At 57.0% G+C, this 20271-nt stretch carries 17 protein-coding genes; 8 read left to right on the plus strand and 9 right to left on the minus strand.

Annotated features, from left to right (window positions below; translation table 11 throughout):
- Positions 1–40: 40 nt before the first annotated feature.
- Together ABRP31_RS27295 and ABRP31_RS27300 are read right to left on the minus strand one after the other, a co-directional pair.
- Positions 41–1252, minus strand: a complete 1212-nt coding sequence (locus tag ABRP31_RS27295; protein WP_087269259.1) for a YeeE/YedE family protein — start codon at positions 1250–1252, stop codon at positions 41–43.
- A 215-nt stretch (positions 1253–1467) separates the two neighbouring features.
- Positions 1468–3027 (minus strand): PLP-dependent aminotransferase family protein, encoded by a 1560-nt coding sequence (locus ABRP31_RS27300; RefSeq protein WP_349971662.1) that lies wholly within the window; start codon positions 3025–3027, stop codon positions 1468–1470.
- An 89-nt stretch (positions 3028–3116) separates the two neighbouring features.
- Here ABRP31_RS27300 and ABRP31_RS27305 point away from each other — a divergent pair, with 89 nt between their 5' ends.
- From ABRP31_RS27305 to ABRP31_RS27320, 4 genes are all read left to right on the plus strand, one after another.
- Entirely contained in the window at positions 3117–3740 is a 624-nt protein-coding gene (locus tag ABRP31_RS27305; protein ID WP_349971663.1) for an FMN-binding negative transcriptional regulator, read from the plus strand.
- 171 nt (positions 3741–3911) lie between these two features.
- Positions 3912–4358, plus strand: a complete 447-nt coding sequence (locus ABRP31_RS27310) for a GNAT family N-acetyltransferase (RefSeq protein ID WP_349971665.1) — start codon at positions 3912–3914, stop codon at positions 4356–4358.
- A gap of 11 nt (positions 4359–4369) precedes the next feature.
- Positions 4370–5044, plus strand: coding sequence for a GNAT family protein (locus ABRP31_RS27315; RefSeq protein ID WP_349971666.1), 675 nt, complete (start codon positions 4370–4372; stop codon positions 5042–5044).
- Positions 5045–5265: 221 nt separating this feature from the next.
- Positions 5266–5856, plus strand: a complete 591-nt coding sequence (locus tag ABRP31_RS27320; protein ID WP_349971667.1) for a hypothetical protein — start codon at positions 5266–5268, stop codon at positions 5854–5856.
- 93 nt (positions 5857–5949) lie between these two features.
- On the opposite strand, the gene ABRP31_RS27325 is transcribed toward ABRP31_RS27320, so the two are convergent.
- The 4 genes from ABRP31_RS27325 to ABRP31_RS27340 all read right to left on the minus strand — a co-directional run bounded on the left by ABRP31_RS27325 (position 5950) and on the right by ABRP31_RS27340 (position 11109).
- Positions 5950–6228, minus strand: a complete 279-nt coding sequence (locus ABRP31_RS27325; RefSeq protein ID WP_087269276.1) for a helix-turn-helix transcriptional regulator — start codon at positions 6226–6228, stop codon at positions 5950–5952.
- Positions 6225–7541: a HipA domain-containing protein gene (locus tag ABRP31_RS27330; RefSeq protein WP_349971669.1), complete on the minus strand. Its 1317-nt coding sequence runs from the start codon at positions 7539–7541 to the stop codon at positions 6225–6227. Before ABRP31_RS27330 ends, ABRP31_RS27325 begins: the two co-directional genes overlap by 4 nt.
- Before the next feature lie 333 nt (positions 7542–7874).
- Positions 7875–9683 (minus strand): sodium-extruding oxaloacetate decarboxylase subunit alpha, encoded by a 1809-nt coding sequence (gene oadA / locus ABRP31_RS27335; protein WP_349971671.1) that lies wholly within the window; start codon positions 9681–9683, stop codon positions 7875–7877.
- A gap of 10 nt (positions 9684–9693) precedes the next feature.
- Complete coding sequence (locus ABRP31_RS27340) at positions 9694–11109, minus strand: acetyl-CoA carboxylase biotin carboxylase subunit (RefSeq protein WP_087269286.1); 1416 nt, start codon at positions 11107–11109, stop codon at positions 9694–9696.
- A gap of 184 nt (positions 11110–11293) precedes the next feature.
- Between ABRP31_RS27340 and ABRP31_RS27345 the strand changes: the two genes are divergently transcribed.
- Positions 11294–12244 (plus strand): LysR family transcriptional regulator, encoded by a 951-nt coding sequence (locus ABRP31_RS27345; RefSeq protein ID WP_349971672.1) that lies wholly within the window; start codon positions 11294–11296, stop codon positions 12242–12244.
- Here ABRP31_RS27345 and ABRP31_RS27350 read toward each other — a convergent pair.
- The 3 genes from ABRP31_RS27350 to ABRP31_RS27360 form a co-directional block, all read right to left on the minus strand.
- Positions 12198–12422, minus strand: coding sequence for a PA3496 family putative envelope integrity protein (locus ABRP31_RS27350; RefSeq protein ID WP_087269292.1), 225 nt, complete (start codon positions 12420–12422; stop codon positions 12198–12200). The genes ABRP31_RS27345 and ABRP31_RS27350 overlap by 47 nt on opposite strands.
- Before the next feature lie 134 nt (positions 12423–12556).
- The gene (gene hexR / locus ABRP31_RS27355; RefSeq protein ID WP_087269295.1) at positions 12557–13423 is read right to left on the minus strand and encodes a transcriptional regulator HexR; all 867 of its coding nucleotides are present in this window, start codon (positions 13421–13423) and stop codon (positions 12557–12559) included.
- Positions 13424–13575: 152 nt separating this feature from the next.
- The gene (locus ABRP31_RS27360) at positions 13576–16083 is read right to left on the minus strand and encodes a bifunctional diguanylate cyclase/phosphodiesterase (RefSeq protein ID WP_087269298.1); all 2508 of its coding nucleotides are present in this window, start codon (positions 16081–16083) and stop codon (positions 13576–13578) included.
- A gap of 238 nt (positions 16084–16321) precedes the next feature.
- On the opposite strand from ABRP31_RS27360, the gene uvrD reads away from it, so the two are divergent.
- The 3 genes from uvrD to ABRP31_RS27375 all read left to right on the plus strand — a co-directional run bounded on the left by uvrD (position 16322) and on the right by ABRP31_RS27375 (position 20239).
- Positions 16322–18505, plus strand: coding sequence for a DNA helicase II (uvrD, locus tag ABRP31_RS27365; RefSeq protein ID WP_349971673.1), 2184 nt, complete (start codon positions 16322–16324; stop codon positions 18503–18505).
- A gap of 345 nt (positions 18506–18850) precedes the next feature.
- Complete coding sequence (locus tag ABRP31_RS27370; protein ID WP_087269304.1) at positions 18851–19699, plus strand: Tim44 domain-containing protein; 849 nt, start codon at positions 18851–18853, stop codon at positions 19697–19699.
- 132 nt (positions 19700–19831) lie between these two features.
- Entirely contained in the window at positions 19832–20239 is a 408-nt protein-coding gene (locus ABRP31_RS27375) for an SMI1/KNR4 family protein (RefSeq protein WP_027901704.1), read from the plus strand.
- Positions 20240–20271: the final 32 nt, after the last annotated feature.

Consider the following 20271-nt stretch of genomic DNA (forward strand, 5'->3'; position numbering starts at 1 on the left):
CGAACAAGTTCGCTCCTACAGTTATTGCTTAGCGAACAACTCAGCAACCGCTCAACGCAACCTGCGGCTTCTCACCCGGGAAGAAGAACGGGCGGAATTTCACGCCTGCCACGTTGCCGACGTAAGCCGCCACCAACCACAACCACCCGTGCAGGCTGCCGGAGGCGATACCGCTGAAGTACGCACCGATGTTGCAGCCGTAAGCCAAGCGCGAACCGTAGCCCAACAACAGACCACCGATCACTGCCGCGACTATCGAACGCGCCGGGATTTTAAGGTTTGGGGCGAATTTTCCTGCCAACCCTGCCGCCAGCAACGCACCGATCATGATGCCGATGTCCATCACGCTGGTGATGTCTTCCCATACCGGAGCGGCCAGCGCTTTGGCATTGGCTGGCATCTGCCAGAACGCCCAACTGCCGACATCAACGCCCAGAGAACCTGCGACCTTTGCGCCCCACAGGGCGAATGCCGAAGTGATGCCCCATGGACGACCGGCCAGGGCCAAGGTTGCGTAGTTGAGCAATGCCAAACCTATCGCCCCCCACACCAGTGGCCATGGACCGTGCAGGAAGCGACGCAAGCCAACATGCTCGCTGGTCACTGCCAATTCCAGTTGGCCGTGACGGCGTTTTTCCAGACGCACAGTGACGAACGCAATGACCGCGAACACCGCCAGGCTCAGCACCAATGCCGGGACCACACCAAAACTTTTAACAATGGAGGTCGCCGGGAAAGACGGCAGTGCGAACCACCAGTCAACGTGGTGAGTCGCAATCAGCGAGCCGAGGATGAAGAACAGCAGCGTCACCAGCATCCGCGCATTGCCGCCGCCCGCTGTGAACAGCGTACCGGACGCACAACCACCACCCAGTTGCATGCCGATGCCGAAGATAAAGGCACCAAACACCACGGATACACCCGCAGGCGCAACCAGACCATTCACCGGCTGACCGAACAGAGTTCCTGCGCCCAAGGCGGGGAAGAACAGCACGACGGCGATGGCCAGCATGACCATCTGCGCCCGCAAGCCCGCACCACGACGCTCACGGATGAACACACGCCACGCGGAAGTAAAACCGAAAGCTGCGTGGTAGAGGGTCAGGCCCAATGCCGCACCGACGATCAGCAGAAGGACCTGACGTACGCCAACGCTGCTCAGCAGAAACATAGCGATGAACAACAGCAGGAAAACAGCAATCAGCGGCGCACCGGGCTTGCGAGCCGGCGCCGCAGCAAGAGAAGTACTCATGGGAAGTCTCGGTTTTAAAGGGGTAATGGCAGCGAGTATATCGCGCACAAGCTTTCATGATCCTGCCGAGGCGCTGTTGCGCGGCAAAGGTTGACCCCTATAAAAACAACTCACTGAATTGAAATGCATTTTCTGTAGGAGCGACCGGGGTGGCGCTCCTACAGGCCCAGTGTTCGCTTCGTGATAGCGATGTGTCAGGGGCACAGGGCGACCTATCAAAAATCAGGTTTCACTCGCCAAACCTGCTTCAACCTTTCCAAAGCATCCACAATGTCCGCCTCAGGCACCGCGGCAAATCCCAGCACCAGTCCTGCTCTGTTATCCACAGGCTCGCCGGATTCCGGTAGCCAGTACCCGCTCAGCGGGCTGATTTCGACGCCGACACTTTTAGCTTTTTCGATCAGTTCTGTTTCCCGCTCTAGGCTGGCCACTCTCACTGCCACATGCAGTCCGGCAACGACTTTGGGCATCGCTGCGCAGCCCGGTATGCCCTCGGGCCAGTGACGGAGCAAAGTATTACGACGACTCAATGCCGCACGGCGCATTCGGCGGATGTGGCGCTGGAAGTGTCCCGCAGCAATGAATTCGGCCATCACCGCCTGGGTACTCACTTCGGAGTGGCGCATGTCCACAGCACGTCGACGGCTAAACGGTTCAACCAACCCCGCAGGCAGCACCAGATAGCCGAGGCGCAACCCCGGATAAGCAATCTTGCCAAATGTGCCGACATACAAAACGCGTCCGCTGCGATCCAGCGCCGCCAACGGTGCCAATGGCGCTCCGCTGTAGCGGTACTCGCCATCGTAGTCATCCTCGACAATCCAGCCTCGGGTCTTCTGCGCCCAATCAAGCAATTCGAGGCGTCGAGCCAGGCTCATCACCACGCCCATGGGGTACTGATGGGACGGCGTGACATAAGCCAGCTTGCAGGCGTGCCGCTGCAGCTGCTCACAGCACATACCGTCTTCATCAACATCGATGCCATGCAACTTTGCCCCGGCGATGGCAAACGCATGACCAGCGGCGCGATAGCCGGGATTCTCTATCGCAACACCGTCACCCTCCTCCAATAGCAGCTGTGCACAAAGACTAATCGCTTGCTGTGCGCCACTAGTGATTACTATTTGCTCACCGCGACACTGGAGACCGCGCGAGGTACGCAGATAAGCAGCGATCAACTCGCGCAGACGTGTGTCGCCTGCCGCCGGACCATAACCCAGCATCGCCAGATCAGGCTTTCGCCAAAAGGCCGCGTAAAGCCTGCCCCAAACGGCAAACGGAAACAGATCAAACGCCGGAACACCGACTCTGAAGGCCCTCGGCGCACTCGGCAGATACGCGCCGAGATGATGACTCTCAAGCTTCTTAATGGCTGAACTGTGGATAACTTCGTCAGGAAGATTTAGCAGTGATTCCTCTGATTTTGTGGATAAGGCTGTGGGTAAGCCTGTAGATAACCCTGTGGACACTTTTGTGGATAATTTTCTGTCGGGGAGTACCTGACTTGATAATTGAGCCACATAGGTTCCGTCGCCCACACGCCCATCGGTGAAACCCTCGGCATAGAGCTGGTCGTAGGCACGCATCACACTATTGCGGGAAATACCCAGGGATTCAGCCAGATCGCGACTTGCCGGCAAACGCGTCCCACCGCTCAAGCGCCCGTCGAGGATACGTGCACGCAGCGTTTGATAGAGCTGGCGGCTCAACCCCTGACGGCGATCAAGCTCAATACCCGCAAGGCTGAACGGGAAAGACGGCAGCAATCCGGACATGCATTGGCCCTATCAAATTGACAATTAATGGCTCTTACAACCAACCAATAGCCTGCCTAGGATTGAGACTTCGGCCAAGAGATATTTCCATGTACATACCGAGCGCTTTCAAAGACGACGACCTTGACAGCCTGCATGGCCTGATCGAGCAGACCCGGCTGGCGATTCTGGTTACCCATGACGAGCACGGCATGCAGGCCAGTCATTTGCCGCTGTTGTTGCGGACCGATCAAGGCGTAAATGGCACGCTATATGGACATTTGGCCAAGGCCAACCCGCAGTGGCGCGCTTTGGAAAACGGCGCGCAGGCACTGGTGATTTTTCCCGGCGCAGAAGCTTACATCAGCCCGTCGTTTTATCCGGCCAAGGCTGAACACGGCAAAGTAGTACCCACCTGGAATTACGTGGCCGTTCACGCCTACGGCGTCGCGCAGGTTTTCAATGATCCGCAGAGACTGCTGGATGTCGTCAGCGGCCTGACCGACAAACATGAAAGCGGGCGCATCAACCCTTGGGCGGTGGCCGACGCACCTGCCGATTACATCGACAAGATGCTGGGTGCCATTGTCGGCTTTGCATTGCCCATTGAGCGCTTGGAAGGTAAACGCAAACTCAGCCAGAACCGTGCGGCAGCGGACATTGCAGGCCTGCGTGACGGGCTGGCCGCAAGCGCAGATATCAAAGATCAGGAACTGGCTCAGTTGATGAGCTGAAAGTGTTTTTTGACGCAAATCCGGATCTGCACGCTGTCTCGCGGCAAACATAGGGCCTGTAGGAGCTGCCGAAGGCTGCGATCGCGGTGTGTCAGATAATGCTTCGCAGCCTTCGGCAGCTCCTACAGAAAAAAGCATTTATTCAGTTGGTTATTACGATAGGAGACCGCTGTGACCGATATTCAGATTCGCCCGGTAACCGAACAGGACCACGCCGCGTGGCTACCGCTGTGGCAGGCCTACTTGCGCTTTTACAAAACCGAGCTGTCCGACGCCGTGACTGCCAGCACCTGGGCGCGCTTTCTCGACCCGTCTGAACCAACCAACGCGGCATTGGCCTGGCAGGACGGCACAGCGGTGGGCATGGTCCATTTCATCTACCATCGCTCCAACTGGAGCATCGCTAACGCCTGTTACCTTCAGGATTTGCTGGTCGCTCCCCAGCAACGCGGTACTGGCGTTGGCCGACGGTTGATCGAGTACGTGTATGCAACCGCCAAGGCCAATGATTGCGATAAGGTTCACTGGCTGACTCACGAAACCAACGCCACCGCCATTCAGCTGTATGAACGTATCGCTGAACGCCCGGGCTTAATCCAATTTCGCAAAGCGCTCTAGGAAGCTCATCTATGTCGACCCCTGTACCTGATTGGCAAGCCGTCGCACTGCCAGATGCCCGAACACTGGAAGGACGCTTCATTCGCCTGGAAAAACTCAGCGTTGCGCGCCACGCCGACGGCTTATGGGATGCGCTGCAAGGTCCCGGCTCCGATCCGAAGCTTTGGGATTACTTGCCCTACGGACCATTTCTGGAGCGCAGCGAGTTTGATACCTGGTTGAGCCGCCACGAAGCAGATACCGACCCGTGGTTCTACACGGTGGTGGACCAGGCGACGGGCGCTGTTGATGGTTACCTGAGCCTGATGTCCATCGTGGCGGCTCATGGCCGAATAGAAATCGGCCACGTGACCTTCGGCGCATCGATGCAACGCACGCCGAAAGGTACCGAGGCGATTTATTTATTGGCAAAGGAATCCTTCACGCTGGGTTACCGCCGCCTGGAATGGAAATGCAACGCCAACAACGCCCGCTCAAAACGCGCGGCGGAGCGGTTCGGTTTCAGCTACGAAGGCACATTCCGCCAGCACATGGTGGTCAAAGGCGTGAACCGTGACACGGCCTGGTATTCGATTATCGACAAGGAGTGGCCTCAACTGCAGCAGGCTTTCGAGAGCTGGCTGGCTGTGGATAACTTCAAGGATGGGCAGCAGTTAAAGGGGCTGGAGGCGTTTCGCGGAATCTGACCGATATGGTTCATGTACCGCGCAGGAGAGCAAATGCCTTCGGATATGAAGGACGTATGGGCTGAGAGAACAGCGGCTCCTGCGCGGTACAGCCATCAACAACCCGTTACACACAAAACCGTTAGCGGCCGAACAAAAAACCTTCGTCGGGCTAAGGTTTAGTTCATGCCAATCAGGCATACGCTCATTAACCCGCAATAAAACAACAAGGATGTTGTGACATGAATGTATTAGCTGCAGCAAAGCAAGAAAACCCGTGGCGGGTCCCTGCCCCGGTTTTGCACAACGGTAAATACGGCAGCGTTATCCTCGACCGTGGGGAGTGGAAGAAATCCCTCCCGGTCGCAAGTACCCTCCGACATACTTTTTCGGACAGCGCTGTGGGCGCTCAGTCGCTGATCATTGTCGGTACGTCATTGCAGATCTTCGAGTACCTTCTTTCTCATCAAAAGCATGGGGTCGACAGCAATATCAAAGACCTGCCGGATATCTACATGGGTATCGCAAGGTTCAAGCCCAAAGATCGATTCACTGCGGTGTTTCCTATTGGCGACGCACTGGTCAATGTAGTGAATTATTTTGCCAGCACCATTCCGGTACCGGACTGGGTAACGCTCGTTGCAAGCCCGACCAGTCTGGATGCCATGAAAAAGTCGTTCGATGGCTTGAGTCAGGCACAGATGGCCCAAGGAGAAATCCTTTACGTCAAGTTCGGCTACTTGCCGGAAGAAGGTATGCAGAAGATCGCGACCAAAAGCATCAGCTTCAGGCAGGTGGCTGAGGTAATCCAACAACGCTATAAAAAATCATAACGAGATTGGACCTGCCCCTCTCAACCTGTGAGGTCATCTATCCATAGAGGCCAAGAGCTGGGCTGGGGCTTCCTCATACGTGGTGAGACGTCATCAATTGATCTGCTTATGACGCCTCACCACGCCCATCTGCAAACCAAACGGCCGGAATACCGCATTCAACGACTTGAGCGTCGGATTACCCTCACCTTGCTCGATCTGAATCAGCGTGCGCACCGAGATTTTGCACATCTTGGCGTACTGGCTTTGATGCAGCCTCGCGCCCTCAACTCGCAGCCGCTTGACCGCTTCGCCCATCTCGAGGCTACCGTCAGCAATGCCCTGCTGAACGCTTTCGATCAGCAGCGCGCGGGCATCGATGGATAAGGTCATTGCAGCCCCCAGGTGGTCAGCCGCTGATCCAGCTTGCCCAAGGCAATGGCTGGATGGTTGAACGTCGCGTCAGGCAGACCGCTGTCGCGCAATATATCCGGCAGCGCTCTCAGCTGTTGGGCGTCTTGACGCAAGCGCTCGAAAGCCTGCTGCGGATCAAGAATATCTGCCAGTGCATCACATGCCGCGCGCCAGTTGACGACACCTGCTCGCTCGATGGACTTCGACCATTTGGTTGTACGAGTGATGCCCTCGGAATCCATGACCATGGGTGCAAGATCATAAATAGGTGCCAGTCGATAACCGTCTTGGCTGCGAATAATTGCCGTATTGCGACCGTGATTATCCGAGTTACCAAGGATTTGATTAATCAAATCACGGCGAAGGTATTCGGCCACCAGATCAGGTATTTCTGCCTTCTGCCCGGCCTGCGACCATAACCCACTCAGAAGCGTGATCACCTCCTGATGATCCATGCGACTGCCTGGAATCGTTACTCCGGCCAGCGAATAGACAGACTCTACCGCCAGTCGCTCCACACCTTGCTCTGTGATACGACGGTCAAAGCGTTTCATCCACAGGCTTGGCTTGTTCGCCTCCTCCAGTGCCATATCCTCTGTCGCGACAGTGTCGATGCCCAGCGTTTGCAGCGCCCTGTAGTACAAGTACTCACTGCGCAAGATATCCTGATCATTGTTCAGAGCCTGATTGCGGGCGAGCTTGATGAACCAGTGCTCTTTGGCTTGTTCATCAGCCAGTACCGCATCCGGGTAAAGCAAGCCGTCCAGGCCTTGCGTCATCAACAGCTTCGGCGCTTCGCCCCCCGCACCGGTAGCCCCACCAATGGCAGCGCCCTGTTCATAGGCATATTCAAGAAAGTGCTGGTCACGGGTGATGACATCCGCACGCGTAAAGCCCATGGCCTCGCCCTCTTCCAGGACGGCGACTGACTCCTTGACCCGCAAGTTGCCAATGGGAGCGGGCGTGCTGCGCCCAAGCAGGTACAAGTCGTCGCTCAAACCTTCCGGCTTTTGTCGACCTAGCTGGATGATCAGGAAGCGCCTGGCCGCGCCAGAAGGAGCAATGTCATGCAGAAAAGCCGGGGCCTCACGCAATGAGAATGTTTCAAAATCCACCGGCAGGCGGGCGCTCACGCCTTGGGAGAAAGAGTTCGGGTATGCGTCCAGAACGTAAGCCGCCTTGTAGGCGAAGCGGCATGGACCGAGAAACCCTTTTTCAGGATCGTCAAACGAAAGGGTCATGGCATCCTTCCAGACGCCACTGCCATAAATCTGAAGAGTGAGGTTATACATGGGACGCCTGCAATTTATTGCACCTGCCAGCCAGTAAAAGTGCGTATATCTGCACTATAGTGCATTTCCTGACTCATGCGCTGGGCAATAGATGCAATTTAATGCAGTTAATAATTTTTGAAGTAAAAAAGGGAGCCATATAGGCCCCCCGAGGAAATCTAACCGTTATCTCTGTAGTAGCTCAAGCACCGCGAGGCAGCAATGGCGGTCTTTCTGATACACCGCTTTCGCGGCTCGCGGTGCTCGTGCGTTCCTACAAGCTCCCTGTTTCACGCACCACAGCATGGTGTTATGTGCGCCGAGGTAGAGTCGGGAGTTCAGAGATCAATGCATTCAACCTTCAATCTCAACCAGTATCTCGCCCGGGTTGACCCGATCGCCCTTGGCCACGTGAATAGCGACTACCTTGCCAGCGATTGCAGCCTGGACTTCGGTTTCCATTTTCATCGCTTCGGTGATCAGTACAGCCTGACCGGCTTTGACCATGTCGCCTTCCTTGACCAGCACATCGACGATGTTACCGGGCATGGCCGTGCTGACATGGCCTGGTGCGCTTGCCTGGGTTCGCTTGCTGGCGCCGCCGCTGACAAATTCGTTGAGCGGTTCGAACACCACTTCTTCCGGCATGCCATCGATGGAAAGGTAGAAGTGGCGCTTGCCTTCGGCCTTGACGCCCACCCCGGTGATGTCCACACGGTAGCTCTCGCCATGCACGTCGATAACGAACTCGGTGGGTACGCCCTCGCCTCCCGGCTTGCTCACACCACCCGCTTCAGGGATAGGCAGCAGCTCTTCAGCCTTGAGGGTGCCCGCAGCGCGCTCTTCGAGGAACTTGCGGCCGATGTCCGGGAACATGGCATAAGTCAGCACGTCCTCTTCAGATTGAGCCAAAGCGCCAATTTCGCCGCGCAGTTTGGTCATTTCCGGCTTTAGCAGGTCCGCAGGCCGAACATCGATCAGTTCTTCATTGCCGATGGCCTGACGGCGCAGCTTTTCGTCCACCTGGCCCGGCGCCTTGCCATAACCGCCTTGCAGGTAAAGCTTCACTTCATTGGTGATGGTCTTGTAACGCTCACCGGCCAACACGTTGAAGAACGCTTGAGTACCCACGATCTGCGAGGTCGGCGTGACCAGCGGCGGATATCCAAGGTCCTTGCGTACTCGCGGAATCTCGGCCAGCACTTCGCCCATACGGTTCAGCGCGCCCTGCTCTTTGAGCTGATTGGCGAGGTTGGAAATCATCCCGCCAGGCACCTGGTTGACCTGCACACGGGTGTCGACAGCCGTGAATTCGCTTTCGAACTGGTGATATTTCTTACGAACTGCGTAGAAATACAGACCAATTTCCTGCAGCAGCTCCAGGTTCAAGCCGGTATCGAATTCGCTGCCTTTAAGGGCGGCAACCATGGACTCAGTGCCCGGATGGCTGGTGCCCCAGGCGAAGCTGGAGATGGCGGTGTCGATATGGTCCGCACCGTTCTCGATAGCCTTGAGTTGGCACATAGCGGCCAGACCAGCCGTGTCATGGGAGTGGATGAACACTGGCAGCGACTGCTCGGCTTTGAGCGCCTTGACCAGTTCACCCGTCGCATAAGGTGTCAGCAAACCGGCCATGTCCTTGATCGCCACCGAGTCGCAACCCATGGATTCCATCTGTTTGGCCTGGGCAACGAAGGCCTCGATGGTGTGTACCGGGCTGGTGGTATAGGCGATGGTGCCCTGAGCATGTTTGCCAGCGGCTTTCACCGCCTCGATGGCGATGCGCAGGTTACGCACATCGTTCATGGCGTCGAAGATACGGAACACATCAATGCCATTGACCGCCGCTTTCGCAACGAAGGCTTTGACCACGTCGTCGCTGTAGTGGCGATACCCCAACAGGTTCTGGCCGCGCAGCAGCATTTGCAGACGTGTGTTCGGCAATGCCGCGCGCAGTTGGCGAAGGCGCTCCCACGGGTCTTCTTTCAGAAAGCGAACGCAGGCATCAAACGTCGCGCCGCCCCAGCACTCCAGCGACCAATAGCCAACCTTGTCGAGCTTGTCGCAGATCGGCAGCATGTCTTCGGTGCGCATCCGGGTGGCCAACAGAGACTGGTGAGCGTCACGCAGGATGGTGTCGGTTACAAAAATCTTCTTGGACATTACGTATTCCTCACAGGCCTGCATGGGCGGCGATGGCAGCAGCGATGGCCAGGGCCAGCTCTTCGGGTTTGCGCTTGATCGAGTAGTTGGTCAGCTCAGGGTGGCTTTCAACGAAACTGGTATTGAACTGACCGCTACGGAATTCCGGATTACGCAGAATCTCCTGGTAATACGCGGCAGTGGTTTTCACCCCTTGCAGACGCATGTCATCCAGTGCGCGCAAGCCACGGTCCATCGCCTCTTCCCACGTGAGCGCCCAGACAATCAACTTCAGGCACATGGAGTCGTAATACGGCGGGATGGTGTAACCGGTATAGATCGCTGTATCGGTCCGCACGCCGGGGCCGCCGGGCGCGTAATACCGGGTGATCTTGCCGAAGCTCGGCAGGAAGTTGTTCTTCGGGTCTTCGGCATTGATCCGGAACTGCAGAGCAAAACCGCGGTGAATAATGTCTTCCTGCTTGACCGACAGCGGCAGGCCGGACGCGATCCGAATCTGTTCGCGGACGATATCGATACCGGTGATTTCCTCGGTGATGGTGTGCTCCACCTGCACCCGGGTGTTCATCTCCATGAAGTACACCTCGCCCTCGGCGAGCAGGAACTCCACAGTACCGGCATTTTCGTAGCCCACTGCCTTGGCCGCGCGTACCGACAGATCGCCAATGTAGGCGCGTTGCTCTGGAGTCAGTTGCGGGCTGGGAGCGATCTCGATCAACTTCTGGTTGCGGCGCTGAATCGAACAATCACGCTCGAACAGGTGCACGACGTTGCCGAAGCTATCGCCAAGGATCTGCGCTTCAATGTGCTTGGGATTGACGATGCACTTTTCGAGGAAAACTTCTGCCGAGCCAAATGCCTTGGTCGCCTCGGAAATCACTCGCGGAAACGCCTGCTCCAGCTCTTCTCGACTGTTGCAACGACGAATACCCCGACCGCCACCGCCCGAGGTAGCCTTGAGCATGACCGGGTAACCGATGCGGTCCCCTTCCTGCAGCGCCTCAGTGATATCGGCAACGTTGCCTTCGGTACCCGGCGTCACTGGCACGCCAGCTTTGATCATGCTGCGGCGCGCTTCAGTCTTGTCCCCCATGCGGCGGATGACTTCAGCAGATGGACCTATGAATTTAATGCCACGTTCAGCGCAGATGTCAGCCAGTTCGGCATTTTCCGAAAGGAAGCCATAGCCCGGATGCAACGCATCGCAACCAGTCTCTACCGCAAGATTGACCAGCTTGCGCGGGTTCAGATATCCCGCCAGAGGTTCGGCACCAATGCTATGGGCTTCGTCCGCCCGCTTTACGTGTAACGCGTGACGGTCGGCGTCGGAGAAGATTGCCACCGAACGGATGCCCATCTCGGCGCAAGCGCGCACGATCCGGACAGCGATCTCACCGCGGTTGGCGATCAGGATTTTTGTTATCACGAGTATTCCCTCGACCGTAGAACCGGTTTTGTAGTTGAACCAGTTTTTGTAACAGCGCGTGTGGTTGATTGCCGCAGGAACACCCTATGCCCGATCAGGAATTAATAAAAATGAGTAAAAATTGGGCTGTGTATAAGTAAACACTTATAGTTGTCGCTTCAGCGACCAGGCGGAGCCGGCAAATATGCGTAAGTCATTGATGCGTATGACATTGCGTCAGCTGCGAATTTTCAACGAGGTGTGTGATCTGCGTTCATACAGCAGAGCAGCGGAAGAAATGTCACTCACTCAACCGGCTGTCAGCCTGCAAATCCGTCAGCTTGAGGAACTGGTAGGCCAGCCGCTGTTTGAATACGTCGGGAAAAAGCTGTACCTGACCGAAGCCGCTGAAGCGCTGCAATCGGCCAGTCGCGATATCTTCGGGCGCCTGGAAAACCTGGATATGCAACTCACTGATATGCAGGGCTCACTGCAAGGGCAGTTGAAGCTGGCCGTTGAGTCGAGCTGCAAATACTTCATTCCGCACCTGTTTGCCGCTTTCAAACGCAACTACCCGGACGTGGTTCTGAGCCTGACCGTGGTCAACCGCGCCCAAGTCATCCGGAGGCTGTCGGACAACCGCGATGATCTGGTGGTGATGTCCATGGTCCCGCAGGATATGGGCCTGGAGTTCCTGCCGTTCCTCAATAATCCGATTGTAGCCGTCGCCCCGCCCGATCATCCGTTGTGCGACGCACGCGCACTGGCGCTCAAGGACCTGGAGCCCTATCCGCTACTGATCCGGGAAAATGGTTCGGGGACTCGCAAAGCCTGCGAAGAATATTTCAAAGACAAGCGTGTGCACTTCACGACAACCATCGAGATGTCGGCCCACGAAGCGCAGCGTGAAAGTGTACTGGCCGGGCTGGGCATCGCGATGCTGACTCGTCACGCGGTGAGCCTGGAACTTGCCACCGGCATGCTCAAAGAGTTACCGGTGGCAGAGTTACCGTTGTATCGCAGTTGGTGCGTGGTGCAGGCCAAGGATCGACGTCTGTCGCCCGTGGCGCACGCCTTCCAAGCGTTCATCCGCACCGAACGTGCGCAGATCAGCCAGCTGATGGAGCGTTTCGACGGGCGCCTTCCAAAGGTTTAGCGGCCTGCCAGAAGCGCTCTGAAACGCTCTCTTCGAAGTCGCACAACTCCTGATTGAGCCGACGCGCTTCGCAATAGCTTTCTATTGCCCGACGAAACCCCATACGTCGCTGATCTTCCTGCTGACGGCGGGTTTTGACGGTGCTGCTCTGTTGCGAGTCATCGTAGTGCCGAGGCATATCCTGTCTCCCAGTGCGTTGCGGGAGTATCAGGGTGCCCAAAGGCTGTGACGGTAACGCGGCGGATGCATTACAAATTGGTGAAAACTGAAGGCCTGACGCTAACGACGCATCGTCAGCCCTGAATCAGCCGTTCAATCTTCGTGGGATTTGATCGATTTAGGCGAAAGACGAAGACTGCGCAAGCTGCGCTTCACGCTCTTGAGATGGTTGACCAGGCTAGGGCCGCGCGCCATCGCGACACCCATTGCCAACACATCGATGACTACCAGATGCGCGATGCGCGAGGTCAGAGGCGTATAGATTTCGGTGTCCTCATGCACATCAATCGCCAGATTGACTGACGACAGTTCGGCCAACGGCGTCTGGCTTGGGCACAAAGTGATCAACGTCGCGCCTGTCTCGCGGACCAGATTCGCCGTAATCAGCAAATCCTTGGAGCGCCCGGACTGAGAAATGCAGACCGCAACATCGGTCGGCGTCAAGGTAACGGCCGACATGGCCTGCATGTGCGGATCTGAATAAGCCGCCGCGCTGAGCAAAAGCCGGAAGAACTTATGCTGCGCATCAGCCGCCACTGCCCCCGACGCACCAAAGCCGTAAAACTCGACCCGCTTTGCCGCCGCCATGGCCGTTACAGCCAACTGCAGAGCATGGGGATCAAGGTTTTCGCGAACTTCCATCAGCGTGTGCAGGGTGGTGTCAAAAATCTTCAGGCTGTAGTCCGCGACCGAGTCATCTTCGTGGATCGCGAACTGGCCAAAACTAGCCCCGGCAGCAAGACTCTGTGCCAGCTTGAGCTTCAAATCCTGAAAGCCGGTACAACCAATGGCGCGGCAGAAGCGCACGATGGTCGGCTCACTGATACCAACGCTATGCGCCAGATCGGCCATGGAACTGTGCATCACAGCCGCTGGGTCAAGCAGCACGTGGTCGGCGACTTTCAGCTCCGACTTGCGTAACAGATGGCGTGACTGGGCGATGTGTTGCAGCAGATTCAAAGGGGCAGACTCGGCAAAGGTGCATGGGACGGGATGTAGCTTTCTTGTAGTTATACTACATGACCTGCGGGACGCCCAGTTAAACGAACCAGGTCTGGCAAACACGGACGACTTGAAGAGAAATCCAACAGTAAGAAAGGACAAGTCCTACATCAGGACCAGACGCGGTTGACGTTTTCCTTCAAGACTCCGGCCAGCGCATCAGCCTCAATCGGCCGACTGATCAAATACCCTTGCACCTCATCACAATCGTTACTGCGCAGGAAATCCAGTTGCGCCTGAGTTTCAACGCCCTCTGCTACGACTTTCAAACCGAGGCTGTGGGCCATGGCGATAATTGCGCGAGTGATTGCGGCGTCTTCAGTGCCTTCGCCCAACCCGCGAATGAACGCTTGATCGATCTTCACGTAATCAACCGGAAAGCGCTTGAGGTAGCTCAGAGACGAATAGCCAGTGCCAAAATCGTCAATGGCCAGCTTCACACCCAGCTCCCGTAACTGTTGGAAGGTCGTGATGATGTGCTCGACGCTGTCGAGCAATTGGCTTTCGGTTAATTCCAGCTCTAGCCAATGAGGGGCAAGGCCGGTTTCCTCGAGCACGTGTCGCACCAGAGTGACCAGCTTGCCTTGACGTAGTTGATGCACCGACAGGTTGACCGACACCCGAATAGGCTCAAGCCCTTGGCTCTGCCATTCGCACGCCTGGCGACACGCTTCACGCAGGACTATCTCGCCGATGGAGACGATCAGGCCCGTCTCCTCCGCCAGACTGATGAAGTCTCCCGGCGGCACCATGCCGCGTTCTGGATGACGCCAACGCACCAGAGCTTCCGCCGCATCAAGCCGTCCGGTCGCCAGGGACAGCTTCGGCTGATAGAACACTTCCAACTGCTTATCTTCAATGGCTCTGCGCAGTTGAATTTCCAGCTGCAGACGCTCAAGGGTGCTGGCTTGCAGACTTTCAGTGAAGAACTGGAAGTTATTACCGCCCAGGTGCTTGGCATGCTGCATGGCTATATTGGCCTGACTGACCAGCGCCGAGATTTCCCGCGCCGAATCGGGCAACAAGCTAATGCCTACCGAGGCGCTGACCACTAAATCATGCCCCGCGACGGCGATGGGCGTTCGCAGCTTGGCCAACAGTCGCGTGGTGACACGAGTCAGACTGGACAGATTGCCGTACGAGTCGAACAGCACGGCAAACTCATCGCCCGACAACCTGGCGATGGTATCCGCTTCTGGCAGTGCACTCCCGAGACGCCGCGAGACGTGTTTGAGCAACTGGTCCGCAACCTCGTGGCCCAAGCTGTCGTTGAGTAATTTGAAGCGATCCAGATTGATATGCAGCAGTGCCAGACTCCTGCCACCTTGGCGCACCCGTTGGTTGGCTTCGCGCAGCCGCTCCTTGAACAGCGACCGGTTAGCAAGTCCGGTCAACTCGTCAAAATGGGTCAGATAACGCATCCGCTCCTCTGACTCTCTCCGAGCGGAGAGATCGGCGAAAAAGCCGACGATATGACTCATATTACCGGCCAGATCCCGGACTACGCTGAGATGCAGCCACTGCGGGTACAACTCTCCATTCTTTCGGGTTTCTACCAGCTCCCCCTGCCAGCAGCCCGTTTGTTCAAGGGCTTGATGAATGGTCTGGAAATTTCGTCGGGCATCTCGGCTGCTGGCGATATCAGTCACTTTGCGTCCGACCATTTCCTCTTGCTCGTAGCCGGTTACCCGGCTGAACGCCTGATTAACCGCAAGGATGTTGTAGTCCGGATCGAAAATAACGATACCTTCGCTGGCCGCTTCAAACACTGTAGCGGCCAGTCGAGGTGGGCTTTTACTCAGGGCAAGATTGGCTTCTTCGAGCTCTTGAGTACGCTGAGCAACACGGGTTTCCAACTCGGCATGCGCCTCACGCAAGCTGCGCTCGGCCTTGCGGCGCTGCTCGATTTCCCGGGCCAGTTCGATGTTGAGCTGTTCACTTTGGGTCTGGGCCTGCTGCAGAACTTCGATCAGTGCCTGATTCTGAAAGCGCCTGATCAGACCACGATGAATCAGGCGATTGACCTGCCAGGCAACCACGCTCAACGCCAATAACAGGATTAATCCTAACCAGCCCCACCCCCGCAAAGGAACGTCACCGCCCCAGAACAGATAGGCAATCGGCGGCAGGAGACACGCCAGGGTAAAAGTCAGGAACGCGGTAATACTCACCGCGTAGGCAATACTTGCCGACAGCGTCGCCACGCCGATCAAACCAAATACCCAGGCTTGCTGCTGAAAGTTTTCGACCGGCACCAGCACCAGCGCGGCACTGGCCAGGGTCAGACCGCTGGCGCAGGCCCCAAGCAAAAACGTCTGCCCCCATACAGGCAGTGCGCGACGCTCGGGCGATGCACCGCGGAAAGCGGCGACCTGAAAAACCCGAAGGCTGACCAATGCTATTAGCCAGCCGAGCCAGACGCCGACCAGCAGATAGCGCTCCGGCTCCCATAGCAGCCAGGCGCAAACCAAACCATTGATAAACATGAACAGCGTCGGTAGCAACGACCCCTGATACAGCATGCGGGTGCGCTCAACGGCCAATTGGCTGGCGTACTGTTTATGAATAGTGCGCCGATTCAACCTGGCGGTATCTACGGCACTGAAATTCGAAGTCATGGCAAATTCTTATAGTGTTGTGGCCTTGAACGTGCCGGGAGCATACACAAGCGCCGCCGTAGACCAAACGTGTACATTCATAATAAATGGCAGTTCGCCAGTCGACCTGCCGCAATCGCTTAAATCGGACACCCGGTCAGTTTGGACGGGTGGTGACTGACCGTCGCCGAGGACAGGTTTTGTCGATTAGGGCAAAGCATGGTTTGCCCGGTTTCGCTCGGCACCCTAGAATGCGTCGATGCGCGATGATCTCTCCCTTCTGCTTAATTCCCTCAACGATGCCCAACGCCAGGCCGTAGCTGCCTCCGTGGGTCGTCAGTTGGTCCTGGCCGGCGCTGGTTCCGGCAAAACCCGTGTGCTGGTGCATCGCATCGCCTGGTTAATCCAGGTCGAGCAAGCCTCGCCACATTCGATCCTGTCGGTGACGTTCACCAACAAGGCGGCCGCAGAAATGCGCCATCGGATCGAACAACTGATGGGCATCAACCCGGCAGGCATGTGGGTAGGCACGTTCCACGGCCTGGCGCACCGTCTGTTGCGGGCACACTGGCAGGAAGCCAATCTGGCGCAGACCTTCCAGATTCTGGACAGTGATGATCAGCAACGTCTGGTCAAACGCGTCATGCGCGAGCTAGGCCTGGATGAACAACGCTGGCCCGTCAAACAAGCCCAGTGGTTTATCAACGGCCAGAAAGACGAGGGCCTGCGGCCCAAGCATATTCAGGCCAGCGGCGATCTGTTCCTGACTACCATGAAGTCGATCTACGAAGCCTATGAAGCTGCCTGTCAGCGCGCCGGGGTGATCGACTTTTCCGAGCTGCTGCTGCGCGCGCTTGACCTGTGGCGTGACAATCCTGGCCTCCTTGCCCATTACCAGCGGCGCTTCCGCCATGTGTTGGTGGACGAATTCCAGGACACCAACGCCGTGCAGTACGCATGGCTGCGCTTGCTGGCGCAAGGTGGCGACAGCTTGATGGTAGTGGGCGACGACGACCAGTCGATTTACGGCTGGCGTGGCGCGAAGATCGAGAACATCCACCAGTATTCTTCTGACTTCCCGGACACCGAAGTCATTCGTCTTGAGCAGAACTATCGCTCGACCGCCAGCATTCTCAAAGCGGCCAACGGACTGATCATCAATAACAGCGGCCGCATGGGCAAAGAGCTGTGGACGGATGTCGGCGATGGCGAACTGATCAATCTGTACGCGGCCTTCAACGAACACGACGAAGCCCGTTACGTGGTCGAAACCATCGAGAGCGCACTCAAGACCGGTCTCTCCCGTAGCGAAATCGCCATTCTGTATCGCTCCAACGCCCAATCACGGGTGCTTGAAGAAGCGTTGCTGCGCGAACGAATTCCGTACCGCATTTATGGCGGCCAGCGCTTTTTTGAACGTGCTGAAATCAAGAACGCCATGGCTTACCTGCGCTTGCTCGAAGGTCGTGGCAACGATGCGGCACTGGAGCGGATCATCAACGTTCCGGCCCGCGGCATCGGTGAAAAAACCGTCGAAGCGATTCGTCAGCATGCTCGCCATGCCGACGTCTCGATGTGGGAAGCCACTCGTCAACTGATCGCCAATAAAGGCCTGACCGGCCGTGCGGCAAGCGCGCTGGGCGGTTTCGTCGAGTTGATCGAAAACCTTGCGGCCAAGGTCATGGAGATGCCGCTGCATTTGATGACGCAAACCGTCATCGAGCAGTCCGGGCTGATCAACTACCACAAGGAAGAGAAAGGCGAAAAAGGCCAGGCTCGGGTAGAAAACCTTGAGGAACTGGTCAGCGCAGCGCGTAACTTCGAAAACAACGAAGAAGACGCCGAACTGACCCCGTTGGCTGCATTCCTCGGCCATGCGTCGCTGGAAGCCGGAGATACCCAGGCCGAAGAGCACGAAGACAGCATTCAACTGATGACCTTGCACAGCGCCAAGGGCCTGGAATTCCCTTACGTGTTCCTCGTGGGCATGGAAGAAGGTTTGTTCCCGCACAAGATGAGCCTGGAAGAGCCGGGCCGGCTGGAAGAGGAACGACGTCTGGCGTATGTCGGCATTACCCGCGCCATGCAACAGTTGGTGATGACCTACGCAGAAACCCGTCGCCTGTACGGCAGCGAGACCTACAACAAGGTGTCGCGCTTCGTACGTGAAATACCGCCGCTGCTGATTCAGGAAGTGCGCTTGTCCAACAGCGTTAGCCGACCTTTCGGCGGTACGCAGAAAGTCAGCACCAGCAACCTGTTCAACGGCACCGGTATCCCGGAAACCGCCTTTACCCTGGGCCAGCGTGTGCAACACGCGGTGTTTGGCGAAGGGGTGATCCTGAACTTCGAAGGCGCTGGCGCTCAGGCAAGGGTGCAGGTCAACTTCGCCGAAGGCAGCAAGTGGCTGATGATGGGCTACGCGAAGCTGGAAGCGATTTAGACTGCTGACTCGTTGTCTGAAGGGAAATACTTCCTGTGGGAGCTGGGCTTGCCCGCGATAAGGTCAACGCGGTTTCATGTGAACCGTATCGAGCCTTATCGCGGGCAAGCCCAGCTCCCACAGACAGCAGTCATGCAGCGGCAGATTGAATCAGCACCCGGTCACCTCCATATAGATGACACTGTCCGGCGATCCGTCCTACAGAACTTTCACCGAAGCCTTACGGACCAACCTACATAGGGTCTTCGGCAATCACGCAAAAGCCGGAAACATATGGCCGCTAGCCAGACACATATGCCCTATGCAATATGGCGCGCGTGCAATCCACAAAACGGGAATACCCTTATGCAACGTTTTCTAAGCATCGCTATGGCGCTGTGCATCGGGCTCACCATGAGCTTTGAAGCCAACGCTGCGCGTTTCGGTGGCGGCAAGAGCATGGGCTCGGCGCCAAGTCACCAGTCGCGCCAAGCCACTCCGACCACTCCAGCTGCAGCGCCAACCGCTGCTGGTCGCCCTGCTGCTAGCGGTGCTTCCCGCTGGCTCGGCCCATTGGCCGGTATCGCTGCCGGCGGCCTGCTCGCTTCCATGTTCATGGGCGACGGCTTCCAGGGGATGCAAATCTTCGACATCCTGATCATGGCGGTCATTGCCTTCCTGATCTTCCGCTTCATCGCGGCACGTCGTCGTAAGCAACAAGGCGAGCAGATGGCTACCGCCGCTGGCCCGATGACTTACCAGCGTGAAAGCGCTCAACAGCCTGCCCAGAACTCGATCTTCGGTGGTTCGGGTGCAGCCGCAGCCGCTCCGGTGATCAACGCTCCGGCCTGGTTCAACGAAACCCGCTTCCTTGAAGCCGCTCGTAGCCACTTCCAGTCGCTGCAGCAGCACTGGGATGCGAACGAGATGGACAAGATCGAAGAGTTCGTGACTCCACAAATGCTGCAGTTCCTGAAAAAGGAACGTGCGGATCTGGGCGACGCTTTCCAGTCGACCTATATCGACAACCTGAACGTTCAACTGGACGGCCTGGATGATCGCGCTGACAAGACCATCGCCACGCTGACATTCAGCGGTGTGTCCAAGTCTTCGCGCTTCGATCAGGGTGAAGTGTTCAGCGAAAGCTGGAACATGGAGCGTGCTCAGGGCGATAATCAGCCTTGGCTGGTTGCAGGTATTCGCCAGAACGGTTGATTTAGACCGCTCCACGAGTAAGCAGAACCCCGGACTTGTCCGGGGTTTTTGTTTTATCCGTTGGGATAGTTATTTTGAGAAAGCCTTTAAGCTACTGTATAAACCGCGCCATCAAGTCAGAGGAGCCAGGCCGTGGAAGAAGTCATTGAACAATTACGCGAAGCGAATGAACCTGTTCCGGTTCCGCTGGAGCTACCCGACGAGGACCAACTCGTTGAGGTCGAAGAACAGCTGTTCATCAATATCCCCTTCGTCTTCAAGGAATTCCTCCTGACGGTGAGCGACGTGGTGTACGGCAGCCTTGAGCCGGTGACCGTTACCGACCCCGGATCGCACACTTACCTGCCCGAAGTCGCCGCCTCGGCCTGGGATATCGGCGTGCCGCGCGAGCTGATCCCGATCTGCCAGGACGGTGAAGACTACTACTGCGTCGAAGAAGACGGCACCGTGGTGCTGTGGTCTGGCGAAGAAGAGCTGGTTACCGAAGAAAGCTGGGAATCGGTATGGCACTGGGCGCGGGACGTCTGGCTGGAAAGCTGAGTCATGTAGCCTCACTGTCTGCTTCATGTGGG

It is taken from the genome of Pseudomonas caspiana (assembly GCF_040224095.2).
GTDB lineage: Bacteria > Pseudomonadota > Gammaproteobacteria > Pseudomonadales > Pseudomonadaceae > Aquipseudomonas > Aquipseudomonas caspiana.

Bases quoted from the DNA above. Each gene is read 5' to 3' on its own strand.
- ABRP31_RS27370 (WP_087269304.1), top strand. From the start codon at position 18,851: ATGCAACGTTTTCTAAGCATCGCTATGGCGCTGTGCATCGGGCTCACC.
- ABRP31_RS27360 (WP_087269298.1), bottom strand. From the start codon at position 16,083: ATGACTTCGAATTTCAGTGCCGTAGATACCGCCAGGTTGAATCGGCGC.
- ABRP31_RS27345 (WP_349971672.1), top strand. From the start codon at position 11,294: ATGCGTAAGTCATTGATGCGTATGACATTGCGTCAGCTGCGAATTTTC.
- ABRP31_RS27350 (WP_087269292.1), bottom strand. From the start codon at position 12,422: ATGCCTCGGCACTACGATGACTCGCAACAGAGCAGCACCGTCAAAACC.
- ABRP31_RS27330 (WP_349971669.1), bottom strand. From the start codon at position 7,541: ATGTATAACCTCACTCTTCAGATTTATGGCAGTGGCGTCTGGAAGGAT.
- ABRP31_RS27295 (WP_087269259.1), bottom strand. From the start codon at position 1,252: ATGAGTACTTCTCTTGCTGCGGCGCCGGCTCGCAAGCCCGGTGCGCCG.
- ABRP31_RS27320 (WP_349971667.1), top strand. From the start codon at position 5,266: ATGAATGTATTAGCTGCAGCAAAGCAAGAAAACCCGTGGCGGGTCCCT.
- ABRP31_RS27315 (WP_349971666.1), top strand. From the start codon at position 4,370: ATGTCGACCCCTGTACCTGATTGGCAAGCCGTCGCACTGCCAGATGCC.
- ABRP31_RS27305 (WP_349971663.1), top strand. From the start codon at position 3,117: ATGTACATACCGAGCGCTTTCAAAGACGACGACCTTGACAGCCTGCAT.
- ABRP31_RS27300 (WP_349971662.1), bottom strand. From the start codon at position 3,027: ATGTCCGGATTGCTGCCGTCTTTCCCGTTCAGCCTTGCGGGTATTGAG.
- oadA (WP_349971671.1), bottom strand. From the start codon at position 9,683: ATGTCCAAGAAGATTTTTGTAACCGACACCATCCTGCGTGACGCTCAC.
- ABRP31_RS27325 (WP_087269276.1), bottom strand. From the start codon at position 6,228: ATGACCTTATCCATCGATGCCCGCGCGCTGCTGATCGAAAGCGTTCAG.
- uvrD (WP_349971673.1), top strand. From the start codon at position 16,322: ATGCGCGATGATCTCTCCCTTCTGCTTAATTCCCTCAACGATGCCCAA.